The organism is Pontibacter deserti, from assembly GCF_023630255.1.
In the GTDB taxonomy this organism is placed as follows: Bacteria; Bacteroidota; Bacteroidia; order Cytophagales; family Hymenobacteraceae; genus Pontibacter; species Pontibacter deserti.
Map to the genome: position 1 here is coordinate 1082289 of NZ_JALPRS010000001.1, position 25100 is coordinate 1107388.

Below are 25100 nucleotides of genomic sequence, written 5' to 3' on the forward strand. Positions count from 1 at the left end.
AAACTGAAGTATAGTTTGCTTTTGAAAAATCGGGGCTTACATTTGTGACTTCGCAACTATAAGCGCTGCGAAATTAAACTGAACATGATCCAGAATCTTCATCTTACTGCATGGTGGTGGCACGTTACGCAAAATATCGTGAACAGCCCGGCTATGCATTTTTTGAAGAGATAGTATAGTCTTAAGCCAAAGGTATCAAAGGCCTGCTGTTCACCTGAACAGCAGGCCTTTTTTGTTTTTAGCCCAAACCAGAACCATGCGTAACTATAAAATAACAACCAACTATAAACGATTGCTCGCAGATACACTTACCCCGGTTAGTGTATACCTGAAACTGCGCGACCGTTACCCAAACAGCATTCTGCTCGAAAGCTCTGACTACCACGGTGCAGAGAACAGCTTCTCGTACATCTGCTGCAGCCCGATGGCAAGTATAAAAGCCGAAAATGAGGTACTGACGGAGCTTTTACCGGATGGAAGTATAAAGCAGACGCCTATCACAAAGGATGTAAATGTGCCGGCGCAACTGGCTGCTTTTGCGCGAAGCTTTGAGGTGGAGCAGAATGGGTTTAACTTCATCAACAACGGCCTGTTCGGGTATATGAACTACGATGCGTTGCGCTACTACGAAGACATCGAGCTAAACCTCCGCCCGGACCGCCAGCAACTGCCGGATTTATACTACGCGGTGTATCGCTACATCATTGCCATCAACCACTTCACCAACGAAGCCTATATTTTCTCGCACAACTATGATAAGAGCGACGATGATGGTATTGCGCAATTAGAGGCCCTGCTAAACAGCCGAAACATCCCGATCTATACTTTCAAAACTACTGCAGAAGAAGCTTACAACATCAGCAGCGAAGGGTTTTTGAAAAATATTCAGAAGGCCAAAGAGCATTGCTTCCGGGGCGATGTGTTTCAGTTGGTGCTTTCCAGAAGGTTTGAGCAGGCCTTCCAGGGAGATGAGTTTAATGTGTATCGGGCGCTTCGTTCGGTTAATCCTTCGCCATACCTGTTCTACTTCGACTACGGCAGCTTCAAGATCTTCGGTTCTTCTCCGGAGGCGCAACTAGTGATCAAAGAAGGTAAGGCCAGCATTTTCCCGATTGCAGGTACTTTCAGAAGAACCGGTGACGACGCTGCCGATGCTGCACTGGCTGAAAAGCTGTTAGCCGACCCTAAAGAGAATGCAGAACACGTAATGCTGGTTGACCTTGCCCGCAACGACCTGAGCCGCAACGGCCACAGCGTAGAAGTAGAGACTTTCCGCGAGATCCAGTATTACTCGCACGTCATTCACCTGGTATCTAAGGTATCCGGTCAATTGCACGACCAGGAAGATTCGCTGCAGATGGTGGCCAGTACTTTTCCGGCGGGTACGCTTTCCGGAGCACCTAAGCACAAGGCCATGCAATTGATCGACAAGTACGAAACAACTAACCGTGCTTTTTACGGTGGCTGTATTGGCTTCCTGGATTTTAACGGCAACTTCAACAGTGCCATCATGATCCGCTCGTTTCTGAGCAAAGATTACAAGCTGTTTTACCAGGCTGGAGCCGGTATTGTGGCGGCTTCTAACCCGGAGAGTGAACTGCAGGAGGTAGATAATAAGTTAATGGCATTAAGACGTGCGCTTCAACTGGCACAGGAGATAAATTAATATGAACGTTCTGGTAATCGATAATTACGACTCATTTACTTACAACCTGGTACACCTGCTGCAGGAATTAGGCGCTAATGTAACGGTGCGTCGCAACGACAAAACGACTTTGGAAGAAGTAGCAGGTTTTGACAAGATCATGCTTTCTCCCGGTCCGGGAATACCCGACGAAGCTGGTATGTTGAAAGAGATTATCCGCAAGTTCGGACCAACGAAAAGCCTGTTCGGTGTGTGTTTAGGACATCAGGCAATAGGTGAAGTATACGGTGGCAAGTTGTTTAACAGCAACGAAGTATGGCACGGCGTAGCTACGCCAATTCGTGTGGTATGCGAGGAGGAACCACTATTCACGAACCTGCCAAATCAGTTTAACACCGGCCGATACCACTCCTGGCTGGTAGAGCAGGAATTACCCAAGTGCCTGGTGCCAACAGCAGTAGATGAAACTGGGAACATCATGGCGCTGCGCCACAAGGAATATAATGTGCGAGGCGTTCAGTTCCATCCGGAATCAGTGCTGACCGAGCATGGTAAGGAGATCATCAAGAACTGGTTAATGGCTTAACTGTCATCTTGACGATAGGAGAGATCTGAATTGGAAAGTATAAGATTTATCGCTCTGGCTCGAAATGACAAAATGTAAGCAACATGAAAGAAATACTCAATCACCTATTTGAACATAAAACGCTGAGCAAAGAGCAGGCGCGGGAAGTGCTGGTAAATATTGCAGGCGGCAAATATAACCAGAACCAGATCTCTAGCTTTTTAACGGTGTACATGATGCGCAGCATTACCGTGGAGGAGCTGGAAGGGTTCCGGAATGCACTGCTGGACCTTTGCCACCGCGTAGACTTGTCGGCTTATAACCCTATTGATCTGTGCGGTACGGGTGGTGACGGCAAGGATACGTTTAATATTTCCACGTTGTCATCTTTTGTGGTGGCTGCCAATGGTATACCTGTAGCCAAGCACGGTAATTATGGTGTGTCTTCGTCCTGCGGTTCCTCCAATGTGCTCGAAGCACTGGGTATAAAGTTTACTACAGACATCGATAAGCTGGAGCGAAGTATAGACAAGTATAACATCTGTTTCCTGCACGCGCCGCTGTTTCACCCGGCCATGAAGAGTGTGGGGCCGATCCGGAAAGATCTGGCAGTGAAAACTTTCTTCAACATGCTCGGTCCAATGGTGAATCCGGCTTTCCCGAAACTGCAGATGGTGGGAGTTTACAGTTTGGAGCTTGCCCGCATGTATAGTTACCTGTACCAGCAGCAGCCCGATGTAAAGTACAGCATTATCCATACTTTGGATGGCTACGACGAGATCTCTCTGACCAGTCCGTTTAAAGTCATCTCTGATAACCAGGAGTCCTTGCTGGACGCAGAGGCACTTGGTTTGCCGCGCCTGCAGCACGAGCAGATCAAAGGGGGAGAAGGCATTGCCGAATCGGCGGAGATCTTTTTAAAGGTACTGAAAGGTGAAGGAACATCTGCACAGTCTGCCGTAGTTTCCGCCAACGCCGGAATGGCTATACAATGCGCCCGACCTGAACTCAATCCTGTGGAAGCTGTTTTGCTAGCTAAAGAAACGCTGGAATCAGGAAAAACTTACGTGTTATTTAACAGCTTTATAAACGATAAGAATTTTGTGGAAGCTTGATCATCTTCATATCTCCACATCTCCTAATTTACAAATCAAAAGACATGAACATACTCGACGAAATCATTGCCCATAAATACAAAGAAGTAGCTGAACGCAAAGACTTATACCCGGTAAAGCTGCTGGAGAAAAGCCTGTACTTCGAGACACCTTGCCTGTCGCTGGAGCGCTACCTGTTGCGCCCGGACAAAAGCGGGATCATTGCCGAGATCAAACGCAAGTCCCCATCCAAAGGCGATATCCATCCTTACGTATCGGTGGAGCGCACTTCTATTGGGTACATGCAGGCAGGCGCTTCGGCTTTGTCTATCCTTACCGATACCAACTACTTTGGAGGCAAGAACGAAGACCTGGTAACAGCCCGCAAGTATAATTTCTGTCCAATCCTGCGCAAAGATTTTATGGTTGATGAATACCAGATCGTTGAGGCAAAATCAATTGGTGCCGACGCCATATTGCTGATCGCAGCCGCTCTGGAACCTGCTCGTCTGAAAGAACTGGCTGCTTTTGCCCGCTCATTTGGTTTAGAGGTATTGTTGGAAGTACACAATAAGGAAGAACTGGACGAGACTCTGAACGAGTTTGTAACGGTAGTTGGCGTGAATAACCGAAATCTGAAAACATTTAAGACAGATGTGGGCTTATCGTTTGAACTGGCGCAGTACATTCCTGCTGGTATCACTAAAGTTTCGGAGAGTGGCTTGAGTCAGGCGAAAACAGTGGTTGAGTTGCAGCAGGCTGGCTACAACGGCTTCCTGATTGGAGAGACGTTTATGACCGACAGCCGTCCTGAGCGTGCTGCCGCTGCTTTTGTAAAAGAACTGCGCCAGTTACAGGAGCTTAAAGCACAGGTAGTATGAAAGTAAAAGTATGCGGCATGCGCGAGCCGGAGAACCTGAAGCAGATCTCAGCGCTTTTGCCGGATTACATAGGCTACATCTTTTACGAAGGATCCAAACGCTATTGTGAAGGAACTATAACTCCAGGGCTATTAGCCGAACTGCCGTCAAGTATAAAAAAGGTAGGTGTCTTCGTGAATGAATCCACTGAAGTTATACTGGACACAGCCCGAAAGTATAATCTGGAGGTAATACAGCTGCATGGGAGAGAAACTCCAAGACAATGCAAAGAATTGCAAGAAGCTGGCTTAGAAATTATAAAGGCCTTCTCGGTAGATGATAGCTTTGTTTTTGAAAATGTACTGCTCTACGAAAGGAACTGCGACTTTTTCCTGTTCGATACCCGTGGAAATAATTACGGCGGTAACGGAACAGTCTTCGATTGGGAAATACTAAAAGGTTACTTATCTGATAAGCCATACTTCCTGAGCGGCGGACTGAACCTGGAAAACCTGAAAAGCCGTGAATTTGAAAGAATCTGGCCGAAGCCTTTTGCGCTGGATGTAAACAGCGGTTTTGAGCTGGAGCCCGGAGTGAAGGATGTAGAGAAAGTGAAGGAGCTGATTAAACTTATTAAAGAGAAGAGTTAAAACTGTCATCTCAACGATAAGAGAGAACTGAGTCAGATTTCTCATTCCATTCGAAATGACAAAAAGTATAAATGACAATAGCTACAAATTAGTCTTGTGTCTAACGTCTAAAATCTAACGTCTGATTATGAACTATAAAGTTGACGAAAACGGCTTCTATGGCAAGTTTGGTGGTGCATACATACCAGAAATGTTGTACCCGAACGTGGAGGAGCTGCGCCAGAATTACCTGAAGATCATGGCAGAGCCGGATTTCCAAGCAGAACTGCAGAATTTGTTGAAAGATTATGTAGGCCGGCCAACACCGCTCTACTTTGCCAAGCGTCTTTCTGAAAAGTATAACACTAACATTTACCTGAAACGCGAAGACCTGAACCATACTGGTGCGCACAAGATCAACAATACAGTTGGACAGGTGCTGATGGCAAAACGACTTGGCAAAAAACGCATTATTGCCGAGACAGGTGCTGGTCAGCATGGCGTGGCTACGGCTACAGTTTGTGCGCTGATGGGGCTGGAGTGTATCGTGTACATGGGTGAAGTAGACATTCAACGTCAGGCACCTAATGTGGCCAGAATGAAAATGTTAGGCGCTACTGTATTGCCTGCTACAAGTGGAAGCAAAACCCTGAAAGACGCCACCAACGAGGCCATCCGCGACTGGATCAACAACCCGGAAGATACTTATTACATCATCGGTTCGGTTGTCGGTCCGCACCCGTACCCTGACATGGTGGCGCGTTTTCAATCAGTTATTTCAGAAGAGATAAAAGCACAGCTGAAGGAAAAAACCGGCAGCGAGAACCCGGATTATGTGGTGGCTTGCGTGGGCGGTGGCAGCAACGCAGCAGGCGCTTTCTACCATTACCTTGATACGCCGAAGGTAAAACTGGTTGCCGTGGAAGCAGCTGGCCTGGGTGTAGATTCCGGTGAGTCGGCAGCTACGTCGGTACTAGGCAGAGAAGGTATTATACACGGCAGCCGCACCTTGCTTATGCAGACAGAAGACGGACAAGTAACGGAGCCTTACTCTATTTCGGCGGGTCTGGATTATCCTGGCGTAGGTCCGCTGCACGCGCACCTGCACCAGTCTGGAAGAGCCATTTTTGAAAGTATAACCGATGACGAAGCACTGCAGGCCGTATTGGAACTGACAAGGTTAGAAGGAATCATACCTGCATTGGAAAGTGCCCACGCCCTGGCAGCACTTGGCAGAATAGGAGCAAAGCCTGAGGAAACTATAGTTGTGAACCTTTCCGGCCGCGGCGACAAAGATTTAACCACCTACTTAGACAGATTTGAGCTCCATGGGAAATAGAATAAAGACACTCTTTGAACAGAAGCCGCAGGGATTGCTGTCGCTATACTTTACAGCCGGTTATCCGAACTTAGAAGATACTGTTCCGATCATCCTGGAGCTGGAAAAGAATGGCGTTGACCTGATCGAGGTAGGTATGCCTTTCTCTGATCCATTGGCCGATGGACCTACCATACAACAAAGCAGCGAAGTTGCCCTGCGTAATGGCATGACCATCCCAAAGCTGTTTGAGCAGTTGAAAGACATTCGCAAGCACACTCAGATTCCGCTGGTGCTGATGGGCTACCTGAACCCGGTTATGCAGTATGGCGTGGAGCGCTTCTGCCAGAAAGCCAGAGAAATCGGTATAGATGGAATCATCCTGCCGGACCTGCCGCTTTCAGATTATGTGCGGGAGTATAAGGAGTTGTTTGAGCAGAATAACCTGAGCAAAATTTTCCTGATCACGCCACAAACTCCGGAGCAGCGCATTCGTGAGATCGACAGCCACACCAATGGCTTTGTGTACATGGTTTCCTCTGCGTCGGTAACGGGCAGCACGAACGGCAATGCTGTGGTTAACACAGGTTATTTCGAGCGGGTAGGACAGATGGGGCTTCGGAACCCGGGCATGATCGGCTTCGGCATTCATAACCGCGATACGTTTTCGCAAGCCTGCAACCACGCACGCGGCGCTATCATTGGCAGTGCCTTTATCAAAGCATTGGCACAGGAAGGTAGCCTAGAACAAAACATCCAGACATTTATCCAGAGCATTAAACAAGAAGTATGATCATACAATTGCAGCAAGGTATACCTGCTGAACTGAAAGAAAATATCCTGCAGCAGATAAAAGCTGTCGGCTTTAAAGGCAATGAAGTCCTGACGCAGGAAGGCCATTACATTGTAGGTATAGGCAAGAAAGATTTCGATATCCGCACGATTGGTCAGCTGCCCGGCGTGGCAGACATTCACCGCGTGTCGGATGAGTATAAACTGATTTCTCGCAAGTGGAAAGTTGAACCAACCCGCATTGACTTAGGTAATGGCGTGGTGATTGGCGAAGGTCAGTTCAGTATTATGGCCGGACCATGCTCCATCGAAAGCGAAAAGCAGATTGAGCTGGTGGTGCAGCACCTGGTAGAAAACAACGTGAAGATCATGCGTGGGGGCGTGTTCAAGCCGCGTAGTTCGCCCTATGCTTTCCGAGGGCTTGGGCTGGAAGGCTTGCAGATGTTCCACCGCATTTGCCGTGAGAATGGGATCAAGATCATTACCGAAGTAATGCAGGTATCGCAGATCGAAGACATGATCGATTATGTGGATGTGTTCCAGGTAGGAGCCCGCAACAGCCAGAACTTTAACCTGCTGGATTCTCTTGGTGCGGCGCAGAAGCCTGTGCTATTGAAACGAGGAATTTCCGGTACGCTGGAGGAACTGCTGCAGGCTGCAGAGTATATTTTTTCAAACGGAAACGAAAAGATTATGCTGTGCGAGCGTGGTATTCGCTCTTATGAAAATTCCTACCGCAATGTGCTGGATCTGAATGCAGTGCCAGTGCTGAAAGCTAAAACACATTTACCGGTAATAGTTGATCCTTCGCATGGTATCGGCTTGCGCGATTATGTAGAAGAAATGTCGTTGGCAGCTGTAATGGCAGGGGCTGATGGCGTGATCTACGAAACACACCAGAAGCCGGAGGAAGCTTTTTCAGATGGTCAGCAGACGTTAAATTTTAAAGAATCGGAAAGGCTGATCCGACGTATGCGCCAGGCTTATGCTTTAAGGGAGAGTTTCTAAAGAGAGCTCTCCCCTTGAGGGGAGTTAGAGGGGTGTTAATTTAGCAGGTGACTTTTACAACTGGATTTACACCCCTATTGAGCAATGCTCGCAACTCTAAAGCTCTCGCTTTAAGTTTTCCTCAAGGGAACAGTCTCACACAAATAAAAAGCCCGGTACTTAACAGCACCGGGCTTTTATACTTTAGTTGTTGGCTGGTTTCAGCGTTTCGTCTAACCATTTAAAGAACTCACGCTGCCATACAATCGCGTTTTGCGGTTGCAGTACCCAGTGGTTCTCGTCTGGCAAGTATAACAGGCGGCTCTTAATGCCTTTCAGCTGTGACAGTTGGAATGCTTGTAAGCCCTGTTCAATACCTACACGGAAGTCCTGCCCACCCTGAACGATCAGGATTGGGGTGTTCCATTTGTTGGCGTGCTCGATCGGGTTAAACTCTTTGTAAGCCTGAGGGGCTTTGGTTTCCCAATACGGGCCTTTCAACTCGTTGTTAGCAAAGAAAAGCTCTTCTGTAGTGCCGTACCAGCTGCGCATGTCAAACAAGCCGTCGTGTGCGATAAAGGTTTTGAAGCGATTTTCGTGCAGACCAGCCAGCATGAACACCGAGTAACCGCCGTAGCTGGCACCCACAGCGCCCAGTCTGTCTTTGTCAACGTACTTTTCTTTGGCAACATCATCAATGGCAGTCAGGTAATCGCGGATGGCTTGTCCGCCCCAGTCGCCGCTGATCTGGCGGTTCCATTCATCGCCGTGACCCGGCATGCCGCGTCTGTTTGGTGCCACCACAATATATCCGTTTGCAGCCATCAATTGCATGTTCCAGCGGTAAGAGTAGTACTGTGTAAGCGCCGACTGCGGACCACCCTGGCAGTAAAGCAGTGTCGGGTACTTCTTGTTCGGGTCGAAATCCGGAGGGTAAACTACCCACGAGAACAGGTCTTTGCCATCGGTAGCTTTGGTAACGCGTGGCTCTACTTTGCTCAGTGAAAGCTTGCTGTAGATCGCGTCGTTCACATTGGTCAGTTGCGTCAGTTTACCAGATTTCAGGTCTACTCTGTAAAGTTCTGCAGCGTGGTTCATGTCAGCGCGCGACACGATCAGGCTGTTACCTGACTGGCCTGCAATATCATTAATATCAAACTGCCCTTTGGTAAGCTGCTTTATACTTTTAGCCGAGAACTTGCCAAGGTTTTTCGGTAGCGATACTTCAAAAATTTGGATCGTACCTTTAGTTGGCGCTACAAACCAGATCTTGCTGCCATCTTTGCTCCAGGTAAAGGAATTTATAGTTTCATCCCAGTCTTTGGTCAGGTTATACTTCTGTCCGGTTTTGGTGTCGGAAATGATCAGGTCGTTCTGGTCGGCTTCGTTACCGTCTTCGTCCATCGCCAGCCAGGCAAGCTTGGTAGCATCTTCCGAAAAGGCAGGAGCGTTGTCGTAGCCCATATTGCCTTCGGTAAAGTTAGTTGTTTTGCCAGTGGCTATGTCGTATCGGTAAATATCCGTGTTGGTGCTTACAGCGTATTCTTTGCCGAACTTCTTCTTGCTTACATAAAGTATAGCTTTGCTGTCCGGGCTCCAGATCATGTCTTCCAATCCACCAAACGGCATTTGCGGCGTATCGAAAGGCTCATCTTTCATAATGTCGGTAGCCGTGCCGATCTTGCCATTGTTGTAAGGGGCAAAGAAAACGTGCTGAAACTTACCATCTTCCCAGGTATCCCAGTGGCGGTAGTTCAGGTCGTCGTACACGTAAGCGTTTGATTTCTTCAGCTCAGGGTAAATATCGGTGCTGTGCACATTTTTCACTTCTACCTCGCGCGTAAACATAACATGCTTTCCATCTGGCGAGAAGCGCACGTTGCTCAGGCTGCCCTCAAGGTTTGTCAGTTGCTTTGGCTCGCCTTTACCTCCTGTTAGTTGCCACAGCTGGCCTTTGTGCAGGTAAATGATATCGCCTGTTACCTTGTCTACTTTAACTATACTTTCGCCACCTTTCGCTGATGTGATCTGCGTGGCTTGTCCGCCAGAAACAGGAATACGGTAGAGGTTGCGCTCACTGCCGTTTTCTTCCATATTTACATAGCCAACGCTGTAAATAACTGATTTGCCATCGGGCGTTACCGTCTCAGCCGAAACGCGCCCCAGCTTCCAGAGCAGTTCCGGAGTCATGCGCTGTTGTGCCTGCGCTATACTTACAGCAAACACGCCAGCCAGTATCAATGTCTTTTTCATACTTCAAATGTAACTTAATTGGCTGTATTCTGAAATTATACTTAAGCGAAGAGATTGCAAGATTTTGTAGTTCCTGAACTATACTTGTCTTATATTTGCAGCAATGAAAGGCACAATGGCTCATATGCACCATCATCATGCACGAAGCAACAGTTTCGGAGCCAATAGCCTATGGATTTGCTAGAAGTATAAATTCAATATATCCAAAAGCCTGACTCCGAAACGAGTCAGGCTTTTTTGTTTTTGGATTAATCAGGATTTATACTTCAGCACTCATTCGTAATTCGTAATTATTAATTCGTAATTAATTAACATGAACTTAGTTATAGTTGATTACAAGGCAGGTAACGTGCAATCGGTGATGTTTGCGCTGGAACGGCTGGGAATAAATGCCACCCTGAGCTGCGACTTCGAAACTATAAAGTCTGCCGACAAGGTGATCTTTCCGGGCGTAGGCGAAGCGTCATCGGCCATGGCCCAGCTGAAAGCCCGCAACCTGGAGAAGCTGTTGCCGACGTTGGAGCAGCCATTCTTTGGTGTTTGCTTGGGCATGCAGCTGCTTTGCCAGCATTCTGAAGAAGGCAATACCGATCTTCTGGGTATTATTCCGCTGCCGGTTAAGCGTTTCGAAACAGACTTGAAAGTACCGCACATGGGCTGGAACCAACTGGAGAAGCTGCAATCGCCACTTTTTGCAGGTATAAACGAAGGCGAGTATGCCTACTATGTGCACAGTTATTACGTGCCTCTTTCGGAGTATACCATTGCCCAGACCTCGTACCCGGAGCCTTTTTCGGCTGCCTTACATTATAAAAACTTCTATGCTGCGCAATTCCACCCAGAGAAAAGCGGACCTGCCGGCTCTCAAATCCTGAAAAATTTTTTAGCCCTATGATGGAGATCATCCCAGCGATAGACATAATCGGCGGCCAGTGCGTGCGCCTCACCGAAGGCGATTTTGCACAGCAAACCACCTACGACAGCAACCCACTTGAGGTAGCCAAACGTTTTGAAGCAAGTGGTATCAAACGCCTACATTTAGTAGACCTCGATGGTGCGCGTGCCAAGAAACCGGTGAACCTGGCAGTACTGGAAAGTATAGCGGCCAACACAGGCTTAACCATAGATTTTGGTGGTGGACTTCAGTCGGATGAGGCGGTGAAGCAGGCATTTGACGCTGGAGCCGCGCAGATTACAGCCGGAAGTATAGCGGTGCGTGAACCGGAAACGGTGAAGAACTGGTTAATAAAGTATGGCCCGGACAAGATCATCATCGGGGCAGATTTTAAAGGCACCAACATCGCCATCAGCGCCTGGACCGAAGAGAGCAAATACCCGTTGCAGGACTTCATCTCAGGTTATTTGAAAACGGGAGCCAAGCTGTTTATCTGCACCGATGTGAGCAAAGACGGTAAATTGCAGGGACCATCAATCAATACCTACCGTCATCTGAAACTGACACTACCGGAAGCCGGTATTATTGCCAGCGGCGGCGTTACCACAGTAGAAGACCTGGAGCAACTACAGGAGATCGGGGTTAAAGGTGCTATCATTGGCAAAGCCATTTATGAAGGCACCATTTCATTAAAAGATTTAGAGCAATTCCTATGTTAACCAAACGCATTATTCCTTGCCTTGATATAAAGGATGGCCGCACCGTAAAAGGCATACGCTTCGAGAACATCCGCGACGCAGGTGACCCGGTGGAGCTGGCCAAATGGTATGCAGAACAGGGCGCTGACGAACTGGTTTTCCTTGATATTACCGCCACCAACGAAGAGCGCAAGACCTTTGCCGAACTTGTGCGCGATATTGCCCGCCACATCGATATTCCTTTCACAGTTGGCGGTGGCATTAGTGCGGTTGCTGATGTTGAACTGCTGCTGCAGGCCGGTGCTGACAAAGTATCCATCAATTCAGCTGCTATCAAGAATCCTAATCTGGTTAAAGATCTGGCGAGCCGATTCGGGAGCCAGTGCGTTACCGTTGCCATCGACACTAAGTATACAGAAGCCACCGGCTGGAAAGTATATACCCGCGCTGGCACCGTGGAAACAGAATGGGCAACTGTAGACTGGGCAAAAAAAGTGGTTGAACTGGGCGCCGGTGAAATTCTACTGACAAGTATGAACAACGACGGTACCAAAGCAGGCTTCGCACTGGACATCACAAAAGTAGTTTCAGAGGCTGTTTCTGTTCCGGTTATCGCTTCTGGCGGTGCTGGCAACATGCAGCACTTTGCAGACGCTTTCAATAAAGCACACGCCGACGCCGCTTTAGCAGCCAGCCTGTTCCACTTCCGCGAACTGGAGATACCAGACCTGAAGCAGTTCCTGAAAAAGCAGGGAGTGGATGTGAGGATATAAAATATCTGGCGCCGGAATTTTTCCGGTGACTTGAAGTGTGCGTGAGTCTCCAGACTCACTATTGTAAACTATAAAATAAGCGAGTCTGGAAACTCGCATACACAGTAGGCACGAGATGAATTCTCGCGCCAGGGTCAGAAGGAAGTATAACTTTCTAACTCTCTAACTTCTAAACTTTCTAACTATGTTAGATTTCGATAAAATGGGTGGATTGGTGCCCGCTGTGATACAGGACGAACAGACAAGCCAGGTGCTTATGCTGGGCTACATGAACCAGGAGGCACTGGAAAAAACGCAGCAGGAGGGACTGGTAACATTCTTTTCACGCACCAAAAACCGCCTCTGGACCAAAGGCGAGACATCCGGCAACACCTTGCAGGTGATAAGTATAGCCGAAGATTGCGACAACGATTCGCTTCTGATCAAAGTGAAACCCAACGGCCCGACCTGCCATACCGGTGCAACCAGCTGCTTTGGTGAAGAAAACGCCTCCAGAAGAGCAAAGGCCATTCAGTTCATAGCCCAACTGGAAGATGTGATCCAGCAGCGTAAAGTTAATTCGGCGGAAGGGTCTTATACAAATTTCCTGTTTGAGAAAGGCGTAAACAAAATAGCCCAGAAAGTAGGAGAGGAAGCTGTAGAAACTGTTATTGATGCGGTAGCAGGAAAACTAGATACCATGAAAGGCGAAGCTGCTGACTTGTTGTATCACCTACTAGTGTTGTTGGCTGCCACTGGCTTAGAACTAGCTGATGTGGTGGCCGTGCTGCAGGAGCGACACAAGAAGTAAGGAGTAGAACTATTATGTAAAACAGTGTCAAGTATAAGTTATACTTGACGCTGTTTTTGTTTTATACCTAACCAATAAATCGCTGTATCGCTTCGGCTATTTCGCCTCCACGTTCTTCCTGCACAAAATGGCCTGCTTTATACTTTATCACTTTTGTCTCCGGAAATTCCTGTTGCCATTTATCCAGAAAATGCAGCGGCAATAGTTTATCCTTTTCGCCCCAAAGTATAAGTTTGTTTATACTTCGTAGTTTCTCACGTTGCTCCCATAATTCGGCAAAATATGCGTTAGAGTCGTGTAATGCCACTGCAAATTTCCAGGTACCTAACCGGGCTTGCGGCGAAGTAAATGGCTTCAGGTAATGATTGTGCACATCCTTAGTCAGGTGTTTGCGCTCGTGGTAGCCTTTGGGTAGCAGAAAACGTGGCGAGAAACCTAATTGCAAATACATAAAACGACCCACACCTCCGCTCAGGAATTTGCTTACTTTCATCATCTGTTTTTCTTCTTCCAGGTTCCACATCCAGGTGTTCAGTATTACCAGGTTCTTCACGTTCTCAGGGTGGCGCAGGGCGTAACGCAAACCTATCGGGCCTCCGAAATCATGCACAACCAGCGTAATGTTCTTCAGTTGCAGATGGTCTATTAATCGTTCCAAGTTATCGGCATGGGCCTCGGGTGTGTAAGCAAAATCCATCTCAGTTGGTTTATCAGATAAGCCGAAACCTAAATGATCGGGGGCAATGCAGCGGTGGGTTCTGCTTAGCCGCTTTATCTGCTGGCGCCACAAGAAAGACCAAGTTGGCGTTCCGTGCACAAAAACTATGGCATCGCCAGTCCCTTCATCTACATAATGCATATTGCCTTGTGGCAACTGCAACGTGTGGTGCGCGAACGGGTAAAGTATACGATCAAGCCATTTAGGAGAATTCATAGTTCTGTATTTTTTAGTTAGCAGAGCGGCACATTAGTGCTTTTTATACTTCATTATCAGCAAGGTAGCTACGTCGTCAATTGGGTAATTGTCATAGAGCAAAAAATGGTGAGCCATTCCGTCAATGGAAGCAAAAAGAAGTTTAGCCTCCAGATCAGGAAATGGGATACTGGCTTCAACCAGATTCTTTTTTATCTGTGTTTTAATAAAAGAGGTTTGTTCATTCATCTGGTTCACCAGTTGCTTTACCACTTCCGACTGCATTCTTATCCCGTGTAGCAGCTTCCAGAAGTCCTTTTTCTCTTTCAGGATCTTAATTGTCTGGCGGATGTGGTGCTCTATACTTGTCTGTGGAGTCTGATCATTATCTGTTTTTAGCAATGAAGCTTTAATGTCTTCATAGCCTTGTTTAAATATTTCTACAAGAAGTTCATCCTTACTTTTAAAATAATTATACATCAGGCCAAGCGAAATTCCTGCTGTTTCAGCTATTGTTCGGATTGATGTTTTATCGAACCCCTTTTGAGAAAATAGCTGTAGGGCTGTTTCAATTATTAAATTTTTACTCGCTTCTCTACGTTGGTTTACTTCTAATTTCATATATGAATGAACGTTTGTTCAACAGCAAAGTTATCTTTTTATCTATGTAAGTTGCGGTCATAGGTAAGGAAATATGAGATTGGTGACTTTATTTATAGAACCTTTCAGAATGCGTATACTCAAAACATCTCAATCTCATTAGTTTAACACAAACCTATCTGGCCTGTTTTCAGTTATATCTAAGTCTGACAGAGAAATTTGTGTGAGATGGTTCAGATTAAGGACATCAGCGGATATTTGGTTCATAACGATGAGAGTGGCCCCTTTGATATCATCGGGGATGTACACGGCTGTTTTGATGAACTAAAAGAACTGCTTGAAAAACTAGGCTATCATATTTTATTTGATGATGCTACTAATAGCTATACTGTCACCCCGCCTGCTAAACATAAAGCTATATTTATTGGAGACTTAGTAGACCGTGGCCCTAAATCTCAGGAAGTATTGCGACTTGTAATGGATATGGTTGATGCCAACCAAGCTTATTGTGTAAGTGGAAACCATGACGATAAATTATACCGCAAACTTATAGGAAGAAATGTGCAGGTACGGCATGGACTGGAACATACAATGGAGCAATTAAGCCATTGTAGTGCTGAATTTATAGCGCGTATCCGTAGTTTTCTAGGGTCGTTACCTCATCATATTTTGCTGGATGATGGCCGCTTGGTAATTGCCCATGCCGGCTTAGCGGAGCACCTGCACGGTAGCCATAATCGTTCGGTTCGGGATCTTTGTTTATATGGACCAACAACCGGAGAATTAGATAAAATGGGTTTGCCTGTACGGCTGGACTGGGCTGCGAATTATACCGGACATGCAATAGTTGTGTACGGTCATACACCTGTTCAGGAACCTAACTGGCGTAACAACACTATTAACATTGACACCGGTTGCGTATTTGGTGGTAAATTAACTTCACTCACTTACCCTGACCATATACTTACTTCTGTTCCGGCTCATAAAGTATATGCTGAACCTGTTCGGCCATTCCTGCAACATAACATTAGTGCCTAAATAGAACTGTTAGCACCGGGTTATAAATAAATTCTGATTTAAGTACACTATTGTATTCTGTCAACGTACCTTAATTATCAGGTATCAAACCTCTTATGATCGGTATTCTGTCAGATAAATCTACATAATTATGGATGAGCTGAAAAACCTGCTGGTAGCCTTAGACCATACCAAAATGGACGAAGTGCTGGTTTGCTATACTGCCTTCTTGTGTTCGCTGATGCCCATAGAAAAGGTTCATTTTGTACATGTGCGCCGGCGTCAGGAAATACCTATGGAAGTTCTAAAGAACCTGAATATAACAGAAAATACCAGTGAACCAGAGTTCCCCATAGAAGAAATGGAGCAGTTGGTGCGTCTTTATATGTCAAGCAATAACAAGGTACGGACAGATGTACAGATTTCAGATGGCTCACCTATAAAAGAACTCCTAAAATTAATTAAAGAAAAAGATATTGACCTGGTTGTTTGTGGTAGAAAGCTTCGGCTTCACGGGAGCGGAATTTTACCGCATAAACTGGTGCACTCCGGTAAAACCAGTGTGGTACTTGTGCCTGAAATAGCATCGCCGGAATTAAACCGAATAGTAGTAAGTATTGATTTCTCTGAATACTCCTTGATGACAATACGCTACATCTTACAGATGACGAAGATGCTTCCTGAACTTGAGATCATCTGCCTGCATGTATACGAAGTACCTTCAGGTTATATTACTTTAGGTATAACCCACGATTTATTTGAAGAACAGATTCGTCGGTTTGCAGAAGAAAAATATCAAAAATTGCTCACTCAAATTCCTGAATTAAAAGAAAGAGCCTATCTGAAACTTGTAAGAAAGAACATACCGGAAGATACGGGCGAAGTGCTGGTGTTGGAAGCAAAACGGGCCAAAGCGAATCTTCTGGTAATAGGTGCTCGTGGTTTATCCGCAACCTCTCTGTTTCTTATGGGCAGCGTAACTGAAAAAGTAATTCGTTATAATGCTGAAATTCCGTTGATCATATTCAAAAAGAAAAACGAAAGCCTAGGGTTTGTAGATGCTTTGATCGGATAGATTATAAACGCTTAAGTTATGGCATTATACCCAGCGCCTGCCACTCACTGATCGGTAGTTTAAGATCTTTAATTAAACCGTTTTCGATATCCAGTACCCAACCATGAACAGTAGGGTATTTTAATGTCTTGTAAGCGCGGTGCATAACCGAAGTAGTACAGATGTTTTTAACCTGTGCCAGCACATTAAGTTCAGCAAGTTTTTGCAGCCGTTCTTTTTCTGTTGGCATGTTATCTATTTCCTGGCGATTCTGCATGTATATATCGCGGATAGGGCTTACCCAGTTCTCCACCACGCCGGTAGCTGTTCCTTTGTAGGCGGCCTCTACACCACCACAGCAATAATGCCCGCAAACTACAATGTGTTGCACATCCAACGCTTCTACAGCATACTCCAGCACAGCTAGCAGGTTCATATCTGTCAGCGATACCTGATTAGCTACATTACGATGTATAAAAAGTTCGCCGGGCTCTGTCTGGGTGAAGCTGGAAATTGGCATCCTGCTGTCAGAGCATCCGATATAAAGAAAAGGAGGTTTCTGCCCCTGTGCCAGCTGCTTGAAATACTCAGGTGTCAGTTCAAGCTTTTCGGCTACCCATTTCTTGTTATTGGCTATTAGATCATCGTACTCGTGGTAGTGCATGGGCTTTTAGTTAAAGTAAAGTAGCATACAATTAAGCGTAGCTAGCCTGTAAAGATAGACAAGATAATCTTAGCAGGTATAGGTTTGTTCATCTCTACTACCTCATTACTAAGTTAATGTACCTTCAGTTTTAGATGCTTTGTACTCTACAAAACAATATACGCCATTGTAATTAGTTTTAATTAATTTGATTATAATCAGGATATTACGTATATTATCATTAAATGTAATAAGTAGCTAAACCTGCCCGATATGACAAAAGCATTTTACCCAATGTTGCTTTGTCTGCTGCAGTGCTTCCTTGTAATAATAGGGGCACAAGGGCAATCTGTTCCTGTTGATACAGCTTACTTTACACATAATCATAAAAAGCTTAAGATTCCTTTCAAACTGGCGCATAACCTGATCGTCATACCTGTCTCTATCAATGATTCTAAGCCTCTTAATTTTATACTTGATTCTGGTGTAAACAGTACACTTATCACTAAATTGGATTATACTGACTCGCTTAGTTTAAACAACTCTACTAAGATTACCGTGCAAGGGCTAGGAGAGGGCTATACCATGGAAGCATTGATCTCCAGAAGTAACAGCATGCAACTAAAACATATCAGGGGCGAGAATCAGGAGGTATATGTATTGCTGGAAGATGTTTTTAACCTTTCCACCCGAATGGGAATGCCCATACATGGTATAATAGGCTATGATATCTTTAAAAACTTTATAGTTAAGATTAATTACAGTGCCCAGGTTATTACGCTCTACAGACCCGATGCCAAGATCAGGATAAACAAAAAAGCAGAAGTTCATCAACTACATATTGAAGACTGCAAACCATATGTTTTTGCAAAGGTCAGGCAGTATAACGGCGACTCTTTAAATGTGAAACTGGTAGTAGATACAGGTGCCAGCCACTCCCTGTCGTTATACCTGCCAACCCATGAAAAACTGAAGTTACCTCCTAAAGTGATGGAAGCTTACTTAGGACGTGGACTTAGTGGCGACATACACGGAAAAATTGGTAGAATAGATGGTATGTCCTTAGGACGATATGATTTTACTGATTTACCAGCATCATATCCTGACGAAGAAGCTATAAGGCTTGCGCTAAATGTGGCTAACCGAAACGGTAACCTCGGTTCAGATATTTTAAAGCGATTTAATGTAATATTCGATTACCCACACAACAGACTCATCCTGTACCCAAATGGGAAGTATAAACAACCATTTAGTTACAACATTGCAGGTTTTGAAGTAAGCACTCCTATGCCGGGCATAAATGTTTATGTGGTATCAAATGTGTCTAAAAATTCCGCAGCGCAAGAAAAAGGCATCGAGGTTGGGGACCAGCTAGTATCTATAAACGGGCAGGACTGTAAAGATCTGGATTTAAACAGAATACTCAATTACCTGGACGGAAGGCCGGGCCAGCAGCTGCGTCTCATCTTTAAGCGGGACTTGAAACCTTATAAAGTAAGTTTAACCTTACAAAACAGGATCTGACAAACTAAGTCTCTATTTGGAGACCTGCTGAAAATCCTGCAGAATTTGCAGGACAAGCAAAATACCCGCCATTATGATAAGGAAAATTCCGGTATACATCCTGGCTTTAGGAATGGGTTTAGTTTCTACATCACCAAACTCATTTACACTGCTGAAGCGAAGGTTGCTTAACAGGAGACCGTTCCCGAAACTGAGCCAGATTGCAGCCGTTAGTGCCTGTCCGAACAGGAAAAGTGTAACCAGTCCAATCACAGAAAATAAGATGCCGATCATGACCGGCAGGTTCAGGTTTTTCATCATCTTAAAACAGAAATGCTGCAAGTTAAGCTATAAACAGGCAATGCCAATATAACTATAGCTGTAGCATGTATTAACTATAACAAATTTATATGATGTATAATTTTTAATTGAATTTTGGGCGGAATGTTGTTTAATAAATTTTTTAATGAAAACATTTGCACGGCTTTAGCAGTATTTAAACGCTCAAGCTGTTTTACATTTAAATTAAGAAATGAAAAAAAAGGTCCTTTTATCTGGCGCTAAGCCAACGATAAAACACGCTGCTACGAAGCGTGCGACTTTTTCTGCCCGCGTATGCAGGGCAGTTTTTAGGATTACCTTTTCCAATTTCAGGCTCAGGCCCTAGGCCGACGTTCTATCTGATCACCTATGCGGTGATCTTGCTTCCCAACCATCGTTTATTCCTGTTTTAATGCGTGTAAGCTCAGCTTTTTCGAAAGGCAGCTCAAGGCATTTGTACATTCAAAATTTTGCTTAACTGGCTGTTAGCGCAGCCAGACCGTATATTTTCTATACTTAAATGACCAATTTACCCACCTTTATAGTTACTGTGGCAAATGAAAGTCACGTGGGATATGCGCAAACTATCTGCGATGAAATGGAAGCTTCTGCCAAGGCACGGGGTACCGGTATAGCCAAGCGCAAACCGGAGTACGTTGCCCTGAAAATGACGGAAGGTAAAGCCGTAATTGCATTGCACCCCGATGGCAAGTGGGCCGGTTTCTGCTACATTGAGACGTGGGGACATGGAAAATACGTGGCCAACTCTGGCCTGATCGTGTCGCCGGAGCTGCGCAAAAGTGGCCTGGCTCGTCAGATCAAACAGAAAGTATTTGAGCTCTCCCGCACCAAGTATCCGGATGCCAAGATATTTGGTTTGACAACTGCTCTGGCGGTTATGAAGATTAACTCAGGTCTTGGTTACAAACCGGTTACTTATTCTGAACTGACAGATGATGAAGATTTCTGGAAAGGTTGCCAGAGTTGTGTGAACTTCCCGATACTGACGAGCAAGAACCGCAGCAATTGCCTATGCACGGCCATGCTCTTCGACCCGGCGCAGGAACCGACTTTTATTCCATTGCCAGTGGCGGAGCAAAAGCCTGCTGCTAAAGCTACAAGTTTGCAGGAGCGTTGGGTACGATACCGTCAGCGTTTATCGATTCAACCTATGCAATTACCAGATCAGGATAAAGACGAAAATAAGCAAGCCTCATAAGGCCATCAAAGTATAAAAATCATGAAGAAAGTTTTGTTAGCCTTTAGCGGCGGATTGGATACATCTTATTGCGTTATTTACCTGTCGCAGGAACTGGGGCTGGAAGTTTATGCGGCTTTAGTAGATACCGGTGGTTTTTCTGCGGAAGAAATTCAGGAGATTGAGCGCCGTGCTTATGCCTTGGGTGTAAAGCAGTTCACACATCTTGACGAGAAGGAAAGCTACTACAAAAGCTGTATCAAGTATATGATCTTTGGCAATGTGCTGAAGAACAATACCTACCCGTTGTCGGTAAGTGCGGAGCGTGTTACACAGGCGCTAAGTATAGCCAATTTTGCCAAAAACATTGGGGCAGATTATGTGGCCCACGGCAGCACAGGCGCTGGTAACGACCAGGTTCGTTTTGATATGGTGTTCCAGGCGATCATCCCAGATGTGGAGATCATCACGCCGATCCGTGACATGAAACTATCGCGTGAGGAAGAGATCGTATACCTGCGCCAACATGGAGTGGAGATGGACTTCACCAAAGCACAATACTCAATCAACAAAGGCATCTGGGGTACATCAGTAGGCGGAAAGGAAACACTCACATCACACCTGCCATTGCCTGAATATGCTTACCCTACACAGCTTACAAAACACGATGCGGAGCGCGTAACTATACATTTCCAGAATGGTGAGCCGGTTGGGTTAAATGATGAAGTATTTGAGAGCCCGGTACAGGTAATTCAGCGCTTACAGGAAATTGCTGGACCGTTTGCTATAGGCCGCGACATTCACGTTGGCGATACCATCATCGGCATCAAAGGCCGCGTTGGTTTTGAAGCTGCTGCACCAATGGTGATCATCAAAGCGCACCACACACTAGAGAAACACACGCTTACCAAATGGCAACTATACTGGAAAGACCAGCTAGCAACCTGGTATGGTAACTGGCTGCACGAAGGCCAACTGCTGGACCCAACCATGCGTGATATCGAAGCTTTTCTGGAGAGCACACAGAAAACCGTAACCGGTAAAGTGCATGTGCTACTGGCGCCTTACCGTTTCCAGGTAGAAGGTATAGAAAGCGAGCATGATCTGATGAGCGACAAGTTTGGCAGCTACGGCGAAATGAACCGCGCATGGACAGCCGACGATGTGAAAGGCTTTACCAAGATATTCGGTAACCAGACCAAACTATACCACAACGTTAACAATACCACGGCAGCATGGGTAACCGAAAAGTAAAGGCTGGCATTATTGGCGGTGCCGGCTACACCGGTGGCGAACTGCTGCGCCTGTTGCTGAATCACCCGAATGTAGAGCTGGTTTTCACGCACAGCAAAAGCCAGGCAGGCAAGCCTGTTTATTCTGCCCATGCCGATCTGTTAGGTGAAACTGAACTATACTTCAGCGACTCATTTGAGCAGGAAGTGGATGTGCTGTTTTTGTGTGTTGGTCACGGCGAAGCGAAGAAATTCTTAGCTGAAAACAACTTTGCTGAAAGTATAAAGATCATCGACCTGAGCCAGGATTTCCGTTGGAATGGGGAAGCTGGTAAAGCTCAAACTATAGACACTACTGGTAGAGCATTTACCTACGGTTTGCCGGAAATGCTCCGCGAGAGTATACAACAGGCACAGCACATTGCTAATCCGGGTTGTTTTGCTACAGCCATTCAACTGGCATTGCTGCCATTGGCATCTAAAGGTTTGATTACCGAAGAAGTGCATGTAAGTGGTATTACAGGTAGCACCGGAGCAGGGCAGAGCCTGAGCCCGACATCGCATTACAGCTGGCGCAGTGGTAATATCTCCAACTATAAAGTGCTTAACCACCAGCACCTGAATGAGATCCGTCGCAGCCTGAACGAATTGCAGCCAACGCAGGAATTACCAGCAATCCATTTTGTGCCTTATCGTGGTCCTTTTACACGTGGTATACTTTGCACCAGTTACCTGCCTTGCGGCCTGACTATAGACGAAGCACAACAACTATATAGCAGCTATTATAGTACACACCCGTTCGTGGCGCTGAGCCCGGTTACACCGGATCTGAAGCAGGTAGTAAATACAAACAAGTGCATTTTATACCTGGAGAAACAGGGCGAGATGCTTGTGATCACCAGCATGATCGATAACCTGCTGAAAGGTGCATCGGGCCAGGCAGTGCAGAACATGAACCTGCTTTTTGGTCTGGAAGAAACTGCCGGATTAAAACTGAAACCTTCAGGATTTTAACGCCTGAAATAGCCCCCGCTCGCGGGGTGCGAGCAAGGGCAAAAGCAGAAAGTGAACAATTAACAATACAACAACCAACAATTAGCCATATGTACGTAGAGTACTTCCTTTATTGTCTTACTTCTTACATCTAATTCTAAAGTATAAACCATGAACCTCTTCGACGTTTATCCTCTCTTTGATATAAATCCGGTGCGTGGCCAGGGCTGCTACGTTTGGGACGACAAAGGCACCAAATACCTCGACCTGTATGGCGGCCACGCTGTAATTTCTATCGGGCATAGCCACCCGCACTACGTAAAACGCATCGCCCGCCAACTTTATGATATCGGTTTTTACTCTAATTCGGTACAAATGCCGATGCAGGAAGAACTGGCTGCTAAACTCGGAGAGCTAAGTGGATACCCTGATTATGGTTTGTTCTTATGCAATTCTGGCGCCGAAGCCAACGAGAACGCTATCAAACTGGCATCTTTTCATACAGGCCGCAAAAAGATCATCGCATTTAAAGGAGCCTTCCATGGCCGTACTTCTGCTGCCGTTGCCGCCACCGATAATCCTTCTATCATAGCACCGGTAAACGAAACAGAGAATGTGATTTTCCTGCCTTTAAACGACCTGGATGCGTTTGCGCAGGCTATTAACAAGTATGGCTCTGAGCTGGCGGCTGTAATTGTGGAGGGTATACAGGGCGTAGGCGGAGTTCATATTCCTGATACAACTTTCCTGAAGGCATTAGCTGCTGGTTGCGAAAGAGTTGGTGCTTTATTGATTCTGGATGAAGTGCAGTCGGGTTATGGCCGCTCAGGTAAATTCTTTGCACACCAATACGCCGATGTGAAGCCGCAGCTTATTACGGTGGCTAAAGGGATGGGCAATGGTTTCCCGATTGGTGGTGTATTGATCAGCCCGGATATTGAAGCGAAACATGGCATGCTGGGTACTACTTTTGGTGGTAATTACCTGGCTTGCGCTGCCGGTATCGCGGTGTTGGAAGTGCTTGAAAAAGAACAACTGATACAACATGCCAAACTGCTTGGCAACCGCTTACTGCACGAGATCGAAAGGCTACCAAACGTGCGCGAAGTACGTGGTTTAGGTTTGATGATAGGAGTGGAGCTGGAAGAACCTTGTGGCCCAATTCGAAAAGAGTTGCTTGAGAAGTACCAGATTTTCACTGGCTCATCTTCTGATAAAAATACGCTGCGTTTATTGCCGCCATTGTGCATGGGAGCCCGCGAAGAAGACAAGTTTTTAACATCGTTCGAGGCTATACTTTGCAAGCTGGAACCACAACTATAACTATGAAAAAATATACTTCTGTGCACGATGTTACTGATGTTTCTTCATTAGTAAAAGAAGCGCTGCACCTGAAAGAAAATCCATATAAGTATAAATCGCTGGGCGAAAATAAAACGCTTGGTCTTATCTTCCTTAACCCGAGTTTGCGCACGCGCCTGAGCACGCAGAAAGCCGGACAGAACCTGGGCATGAACGTGCTGGTAATGAACCTGGACAAAGAAGGCTGGGCACTTGAAACGCAGGATGGTGCCATCATGAACGGAACTACGGTTGAGCACATCAAGGAAGCTGCTGCTGTAATGGGCCAGTACTGTAATATCATCGGCATCCGCTCGTTCCCGAAACTGCAGGACAGAGAAGAAGACTACAGCGAAGACCTACTGAACAAATTCATTTCTTATGCCAATGTTCCGGTTGTAAGCCTGGAGTCAGCTACGCGCCACCCACTGCAAAGCCTTGCCGACCTGGTAACTATAACCGAACAAAAACCAGCTGGTAAGAAGCCGAAAGTAGTGTTAACCTGGGCTCCGCACGTGAAATCGATTCCGCAATGCGTATCTAACTCTTTTGCCGAGTGGATGCAGCAGGCCGATGTAGAACTGGTAATTACAAACCCGGAAGGCTACGATCTAGCAGATGAATTTACAAAAGGCTCTACCGTACTGCACAACCAGGATGAAGCGCTAAAAGATGCTGACTTTGTATATGTAAAGAACTGGTCGAGCTACGAGCAGTATGGCAAGGTGCTGACAGATGGTGAAGGCTGGATGATGACCAACGAAAAGCTGACTCTAACCAACAATGCCAAAGTAATGCACTGCCTGCCGGTACGCCGTAACGTAGAGCTAAGCGACGAGATCCTGGACGGAGCAAACTCACTGGTACTGGAGCAGGCTAATAACCGCACTTATGCTGCTCAGGCAGTACTTAAGCGCATGCTGGAATCTTTGAAATAGACACAAGATTAAAGACACAGGACATAAGATTAATATCTAAGTTTGGTT

At 46.0% G+C, this 25100-nt stretch carries 25 protein-coding genes; 20 read left to right on the plus strand and 5 right to left on the minus strand.

From position 1 onward, the window contains the following. Positions 1 to 256 precede the first annotated feature (256 nt). The 8 genes from MJ612_RS04630 to MJ612_RS04665 all read left to right on the plus strand — a co-directional run bounded on the left by MJ612_RS04630 (position 257) and on the right by MJ612_RS04665 (position 7911). Positions 257 to 1666: an anthranilate synthase component I family protein gene (locus tag MJ612_RS04630; protein WP_187029883.1), complete on the plus strand. Its 1410-nt coding sequence runs from the start codon at positions 257 to 259 to the stop codon at positions 1664 to 1666. A 1-nt stretch (position 1667) separates the two neighbouring features. Next, a complete protein-coding gene (locus tag MJ612_RS04635; protein ID WP_187029885.1) occupies positions 1668 to 2231 on the plus strand; it encodes an anthranilate synthase component II in 564 nt (187 codons plus the stop codon). An 83-nt stretch (positions 2232 to 2314) separates the two neighbouring features. Beyond that, positions 2315 to 3325 (plus strand): anthranilate phosphoribosyltransferase, encoded by a 1011-nt coding sequence (trpD, locus tag MJ612_RS04640; RefSeq protein WP_187029887.1) that lies wholly within the window; start codon positions 2315 to 2317, stop codon positions 3323 to 3325. 44 nt (positions 3326 to 3369) lie between these two features. Next, entirely contained in the window at positions 3370 to 4185 is an 816-nt protein-coding gene (gene trpC / locus MJ612_RS04645; RefSeq protein WP_187029889.1) for an indole-3-glycerol phosphate synthase TrpC, read from the plus strand. Further along, the gene (locus MJ612_RS04650) at positions 4182 to 4814 is read left to right on the plus strand and encodes a phosphoribosylanthranilate isomerase (RefSeq protein WP_187029891.1); all 633 of its coding nucleotides are present in this window, start codon (positions 4182 to 4184) and stop codon (positions 4812 to 4814) included. Before trpC ends, MJ612_RS04650 begins: the two co-directional genes overlap by 4 nt. 127 nt (positions 4815 to 4941) lie before the next feature. Further along, the gene (gene trpB, locus MJ612_RS04655) at positions 4942 to 6132 is read left to right on the plus strand and encodes a tryptophan synthase subunit beta (protein WP_187029893.1); all 1191 of its coding nucleotides are present in this window, start codon (positions 4942 to 4944) and stop codon (positions 6130 to 6132) included. Beyond that, entirely contained in the window at positions 6122 to 6904 is a 783-nt protein-coding gene (trpA, locus tag MJ612_RS04660) for a tryptophan synthase subunit alpha (protein WP_187029895.1), read from the plus strand. The genes trpB and trpA overlap by 11 nt, the downstream gene beginning before the upstream one ends. Next, positions 6901 to 7911, plus strand: coding sequence for a bifunctional 3-deoxy-7-phosphoheptulonate synthase/chorismate mutase (locus tag MJ612_RS04665; protein ID WP_187029897.1), 1011 nt, complete (start codon positions 6901 to 6903; stop codon positions 7909 to 7911). The genes trpA and MJ612_RS04665 overlap by 4 nt, the downstream gene beginning before the upstream one ends. A gap of 183 nt (positions 7912 to 8094) precedes the next feature. Here the strand turns inward: MJ612_RS04665 and MJ612_RS04670 are convergent, their stop codons facing one another. Beyond that, complete coding sequence (locus tag MJ612_RS04670) at positions 8095 to 10143, minus strand: S9 family peptidase (protein ID WP_187029899.1); 2049 nt, start codon at positions 10141 to 10143, stop codon at positions 8095 to 8097. Between the two features lie 313 nt (positions 10144 to 10456). On the opposite strand from MJ612_RS04670, the gene hisH reads away from it, so the two are divergent. From hisH to hisIE, 4 genes are all read left to right on the plus strand, one after another. Beyond that, a complete protein-coding gene (gene hisH, locus MJ612_RS04675) occupies positions 10457 to 11038 on the plus strand; it encodes an imidazole glycerol phosphate synthase subunit HisH (protein WP_187029901.1) in 582 nt (193 codons plus the stop codon). Further along, positions 11035 to 11757, plus strand: coding sequence for a 1-(5-phosphoribosyl)-5-[(5-phosphoribosylamino)methylideneamino]imidazole-4-carboxamide isomerase (gene hisA, locus MJ612_RS04680; RefSeq protein ID WP_187029903.1), 723 nt, complete (start codon positions 11035 to 11037; stop codon positions 11755 to 11757). Before hisH ends, hisA begins: the two co-directional genes overlap by 4 nt. Further along, the gene (gene hisF / locus MJ612_RS04685) at positions 11751 to 12509 is read left to right on the plus strand and encodes an imidazole glycerol phosphate synthase subunit HisF (protein ID WP_187029905.1); all 759 of its coding nucleotides are present in this window, start codon (positions 11751 to 11753) and stop codon (positions 12507 to 12509) included. The genes hisA and hisF overlap by 7 nt, the downstream gene beginning before the upstream one ends. 184 nt (positions 12510 to 12693) lie before the next feature. Next, positions 12694 to 13299 (plus strand): bifunctional phosphoribosyl-AMP cyclohydrolase/phosphoribosyl-ATP diphosphatase HisIE, encoded by a 606-nt coding sequence (gene hisIE, locus MJ612_RS04690; RefSeq protein WP_187029907.1) that lies wholly within the window; start codon positions 12694 to 12696, stop codon positions 13297 to 13299. A 67-nt stretch (positions 13300 to 13366) separates the two neighbouring features. On the opposite strand, the gene MJ612_RS04695 is transcribed toward hisIE, so the two are convergent. Together MJ612_RS04695 and MJ612_RS04700 are read right to left on the minus strand one after the other, a co-directional pair. Continuing rightward, positions 13367 to 14233 carry an alpha/beta fold hydrolase gene (locus tag MJ612_RS04695; protein ID WP_187029909.1) on the minus strand — a complete coding sequence of 289 codons (867 nt, stop codon included), beginning with the start codon at positions 14231 to 14233 and terminating at the stop codon, positions 13367 to 13369. 33 nt (positions 14234 to 14266) lie between these two features. After that, complete coding sequence (locus tag MJ612_RS04700) at positions 14267 to 14833, minus strand: TetR/AcrR family transcriptional regulator (protein ID WP_187029911.1); 567 nt, start codon at positions 14831 to 14833, stop codon at positions 14267 to 14269. 207 nt (positions 14834 to 15040) lie between these two features. Here MJ612_RS04700 and MJ612_RS04705 point away from each other — a divergent pair, with 207 nt between their 5' ends. Together MJ612_RS04705 and MJ612_RS04710 are read left to right on the plus strand one after the other, a co-directional pair. Beyond that, positions 15041 to 15850 (plus strand): metallophosphoesterase, encoded by an 810-nt coding sequence (locus tag MJ612_RS04705; protein ID WP_187029913.1) that lies wholly within the window; start codon positions 15041 to 15043, stop codon positions 15848 to 15850. A gap of 130 nt (positions 15851 to 15980) precedes the next feature. Then, positions 15981 to 16904 carry a universal stress protein gene (locus tag MJ612_RS04710; RefSeq protein ID WP_187029915.1) on the plus strand — a complete coding sequence of 308 codons (924 nt, stop codon included), beginning with the start codon at positions 15981 to 15983 and terminating at the stop codon, positions 16902 to 16904. A gap of 16 nt (positions 16905 to 16920) precedes the next feature. On the opposite strand, the gene MJ612_RS04715 is transcribed toward MJ612_RS04710, so the two are convergent. Continuing rightward, the gene (locus MJ612_RS04715) at positions 16921 to 17547 is read right to left on the minus strand and encodes a carbonic anhydrase (RefSeq protein ID WP_187029917.1); all 627 of its coding nucleotides are present in this window, start codon (positions 17545 to 17547) and stop codon (positions 16921 to 16923) included. A 252-nt stretch (positions 17548 to 17799) separates the two neighbouring features. Between MJ612_RS04715 and MJ612_RS04720 the strand changes: the two genes are divergently transcribed. Continuing rightward, on the plus strand, positions 17800 to 19050 hold the full coding sequence (locus MJ612_RS04720; protein ID WP_250419053.1) for an aspartyl protease family protein: 1251 nt from the start codon (positions 17800 to 17802) through the stop codon (positions 19048 to 19050). Between the two features lie 12 nt (positions 19051 to 19062). Here the strand turns inward: MJ612_RS04720 and MJ612_RS04725 are convergent, their stop codons facing one another. Continuing rightward, on the minus strand, positions 19063 to 19350 hold the full coding sequence (locus tag MJ612_RS04725; RefSeq protein WP_250419054.1) for a hypothetical protein: 288 nt from the start codon (positions 19348 to 19350) through the stop codon (positions 19063 to 19065). Between the two features lie 520 nt (positions 19351 to 19870). Here MJ612_RS04725 and MJ612_RS04730 point away from each other — a divergent pair. From MJ612_RS04730 to MJ612_RS04750, 5 genes are all read left to right on the plus strand, one after another. After that, complete coding sequence (locus tag MJ612_RS04730; RefSeq protein ID WP_187029919.1) at positions 19871 to 20569, plus strand: GNAT family N-acetyltransferase; 699 nt, start codon at positions 19871 to 19873, stop codon at positions 20567 to 20569. A gap of 21 nt (positions 20570 to 20590) precedes the next feature. Beyond that, entirely contained in the window at positions 20591 to 21802 is a 1212-nt protein-coding gene (gene argG / locus MJ612_RS04735; protein ID WP_187029921.1) for an argininosuccinate synthase, read from the plus strand. Then, positions 21784 to 22794, plus strand: coding sequence for an N-acetyl-gamma-glutamyl-phosphate reductase (argC, locus tag MJ612_RS04740; RefSeq protein ID WP_187029923.1), 1011 nt, complete (start codon positions 21784 to 21786; stop codon positions 22792 to 22794). The genes argG and argC overlap by 19 nt, the downstream gene beginning before the upstream one ends. Positions 22795 to 22944: 150 nt before the next feature. Continuing rightward, entirely contained in the window at positions 22945 to 24096 is a 1152-nt protein-coding gene (locus tag MJ612_RS04745) for an aspartate aminotransferase family protein (RefSeq protein ID WP_187029925.1), read from the plus strand. A 2-nt stretch (positions 24097 to 24098) separates the two neighbouring features. Continuing rightward, positions 24099 to 25052 (plus strand): Rossmann-fold NAD(P)-binding domain-containing protein, encoded by a 954-nt coding sequence (locus tag MJ612_RS04750; RefSeq protein ID WP_187029928.1) that lies wholly within the window; start codon positions 24099 to 24101, stop codon positions 25050 to 25052. The last annotated feature ends 48 nt before the right edge of the window (positions 25053 to 25100 follow it).

What these genes read in the sequence shown, in the direction of transcription:
- MJ612_RS04705 (WP_187029913.1), top strand. Translation starts at nt 15,041, where the DNA reads ATGGTTCAGATTAAGGACATCAGCGGATATTTGGTTCATAACGATGAG.
- argC (WP_187029923.1), top strand. Translation starts at nt 21,784, where the DNA reads ATGGGTAACCGAAAAGTAAAGGCTGGCATTATTGGCGGTGCCGGCTAC.
- MJ612_RS04745 (WP_187029925.1), top strand. Translation starts at nt 22,945, where the DNA reads ATGAACCTCTTCGACGTTTATCCTCTCTTTGATATAAATCCGGTGCGT.
- MJ612_RS04725 (WP_250419054.1), bottom strand. Translation starts at nt 19,350, where the DNA reads ATGATGAAAAACCTGAACCTGCCGGTCATGATCGGCATCTTATTTTCT.
- MJ612_RS04700 (WP_187029911.1), bottom strand. Translation starts at nt 14,833, where the DNA reads ATGAAATTAGAAGTAAACCAACGTAGAGAAGCGAGTAAAAATTTAATA.
- MJ612_RS04715 (WP_187029917.1), bottom strand. Translation starts at nt 17,547, where the DNA reads ATGCACTACCACGAGTACGATGATCTAATAGCCAATAACAAGAAATGG.
- MJ612_RS04710 (WP_187029915.1), top strand. Translation starts at nt 15,981, where the DNA reads ATGGATGAGCTGAAAAACCTGCTGGTAGCCTTAGACCATACCAAAATG.
- MJ612_RS04635 (WP_187029885.1), top strand. Translation starts at nt 1,668, where the DNA reads ATGAACGTTCTGGTAATCGATAATTACGACTCATTTACTTACAACCTG.
- MJ612_RS04665 (WP_187029897.1), top strand. Translation starts at nt 6,901, where the DNA reads ATGATCATACAATTGCAGCAAGGTATACCTGCTGAACTGAAAGAAAAT.
- hisH (WP_187029901.1), top strand. Translation starts at nt 10,457, where the DNA reads ATGAACTTAGTTATAGTTGATTACAAGGCAGGTAACGTGCAATCGGTG.
- MJ612_RS04670 (WP_187029899.1), bottom strand. Translation starts at nt 10,143, where the DNA reads ATGAAAAAGACATTGATACTGGCTGGCGTGTTTGCTGTAAGTATAGCG.
- hisIE (WP_187029907.1), top strand. Translation starts at nt 12,694, where the DNA reads ATGTTAGATTTCGATAAAATGGGTGGATTGGTGCCCGCTGTGATACAG.
- MJ612_RS04650 (WP_187029891.1), top strand. Translation starts at nt 4,182, where the DNA reads ATGAAAGTAAAAGTATGCGGCATGCGCGAGCCGGAGAACCTGAAGCAG.
- hisF (WP_187029905.1), top strand. Translation starts at nt 11,751, where the DNA reads ATGTTAACCAAACGCATTATTCCTTGCCTTGATATAAAGGATGGCCGC.
- MJ612_RS04720 (WP_250419053.1), top strand. Translation starts at nt 17,800, where the DNA reads ATGACAAAAGCATTTTACCCAATGTTGCTTTGTCTGCTGCAGTGCTTC.
- trpC (WP_187029889.1), top strand. Translation starts at nt 3,370, where the DNA reads ATGAACATACTCGACGAAATCATTGCCCATAAATACAAAGAAGTAGCT.
- MJ612_RS04750 (WP_187029928.1), top strand. Translation starts at nt 24,099, where the DNA reads ATGAAAAAATATACTTCTGTGCACGATGTTACTGATGTTTCTTCATTA.
- hisA (WP_187029903.1), top strand. Translation starts at nt 11,035, where the DNA reads ATGATGGAGATCATCCCAGCGATAGACATAATCGGCGGCCAGTGCGTG.
- MJ612_RS04630 (WP_187029883.1), top strand. Translation starts at nt 257, where the DNA reads ATGCGTAACTATAAAATAACAACCAACTATAAACGATTGCTCGCAGAT.
- trpB (WP_187029893.1), top strand. Translation starts at nt 4,942, where the DNA reads ATGAACTATAAAGTTGACGAAAACGGCTTCTATGGCAAGTTTGGTGGT.
- MJ612_RS04695 (WP_187029909.1), bottom strand. Translation starts at nt 14,233, where the DNA reads ATGAATTCTCCTAAATGGCTTGATCGTATACTTTACCCGTTCGCGCAC.
- trpA (WP_187029895.1), top strand. Translation starts at nt 6,122, where the DNA reads ATGGGAAATAGAATAAAGACACTCTTTGAACAGAAGCCGCAGGGATTG.
- trpD (WP_187029887.1), top strand. Translation starts at nt 2,315, where the DNA reads ATGAAAGAAATACTCAATCACCTATTTGAACATAAAACGCTGAGCAAA.
- argG (WP_187029921.1), top strand. Translation starts at nt 20,591, where the DNA reads ATGAAGAAAGTTTTGTTAGCCTTTAGCGGCGGATTGGATACATCTTAT.
- MJ612_RS04730 (WP_187029919.1), top strand. Translation starts at nt 19,871, where the DNA reads ATGACCAATTTACCCACCTTTATAGTTACTGTGGCAAATGAAAGTCAC.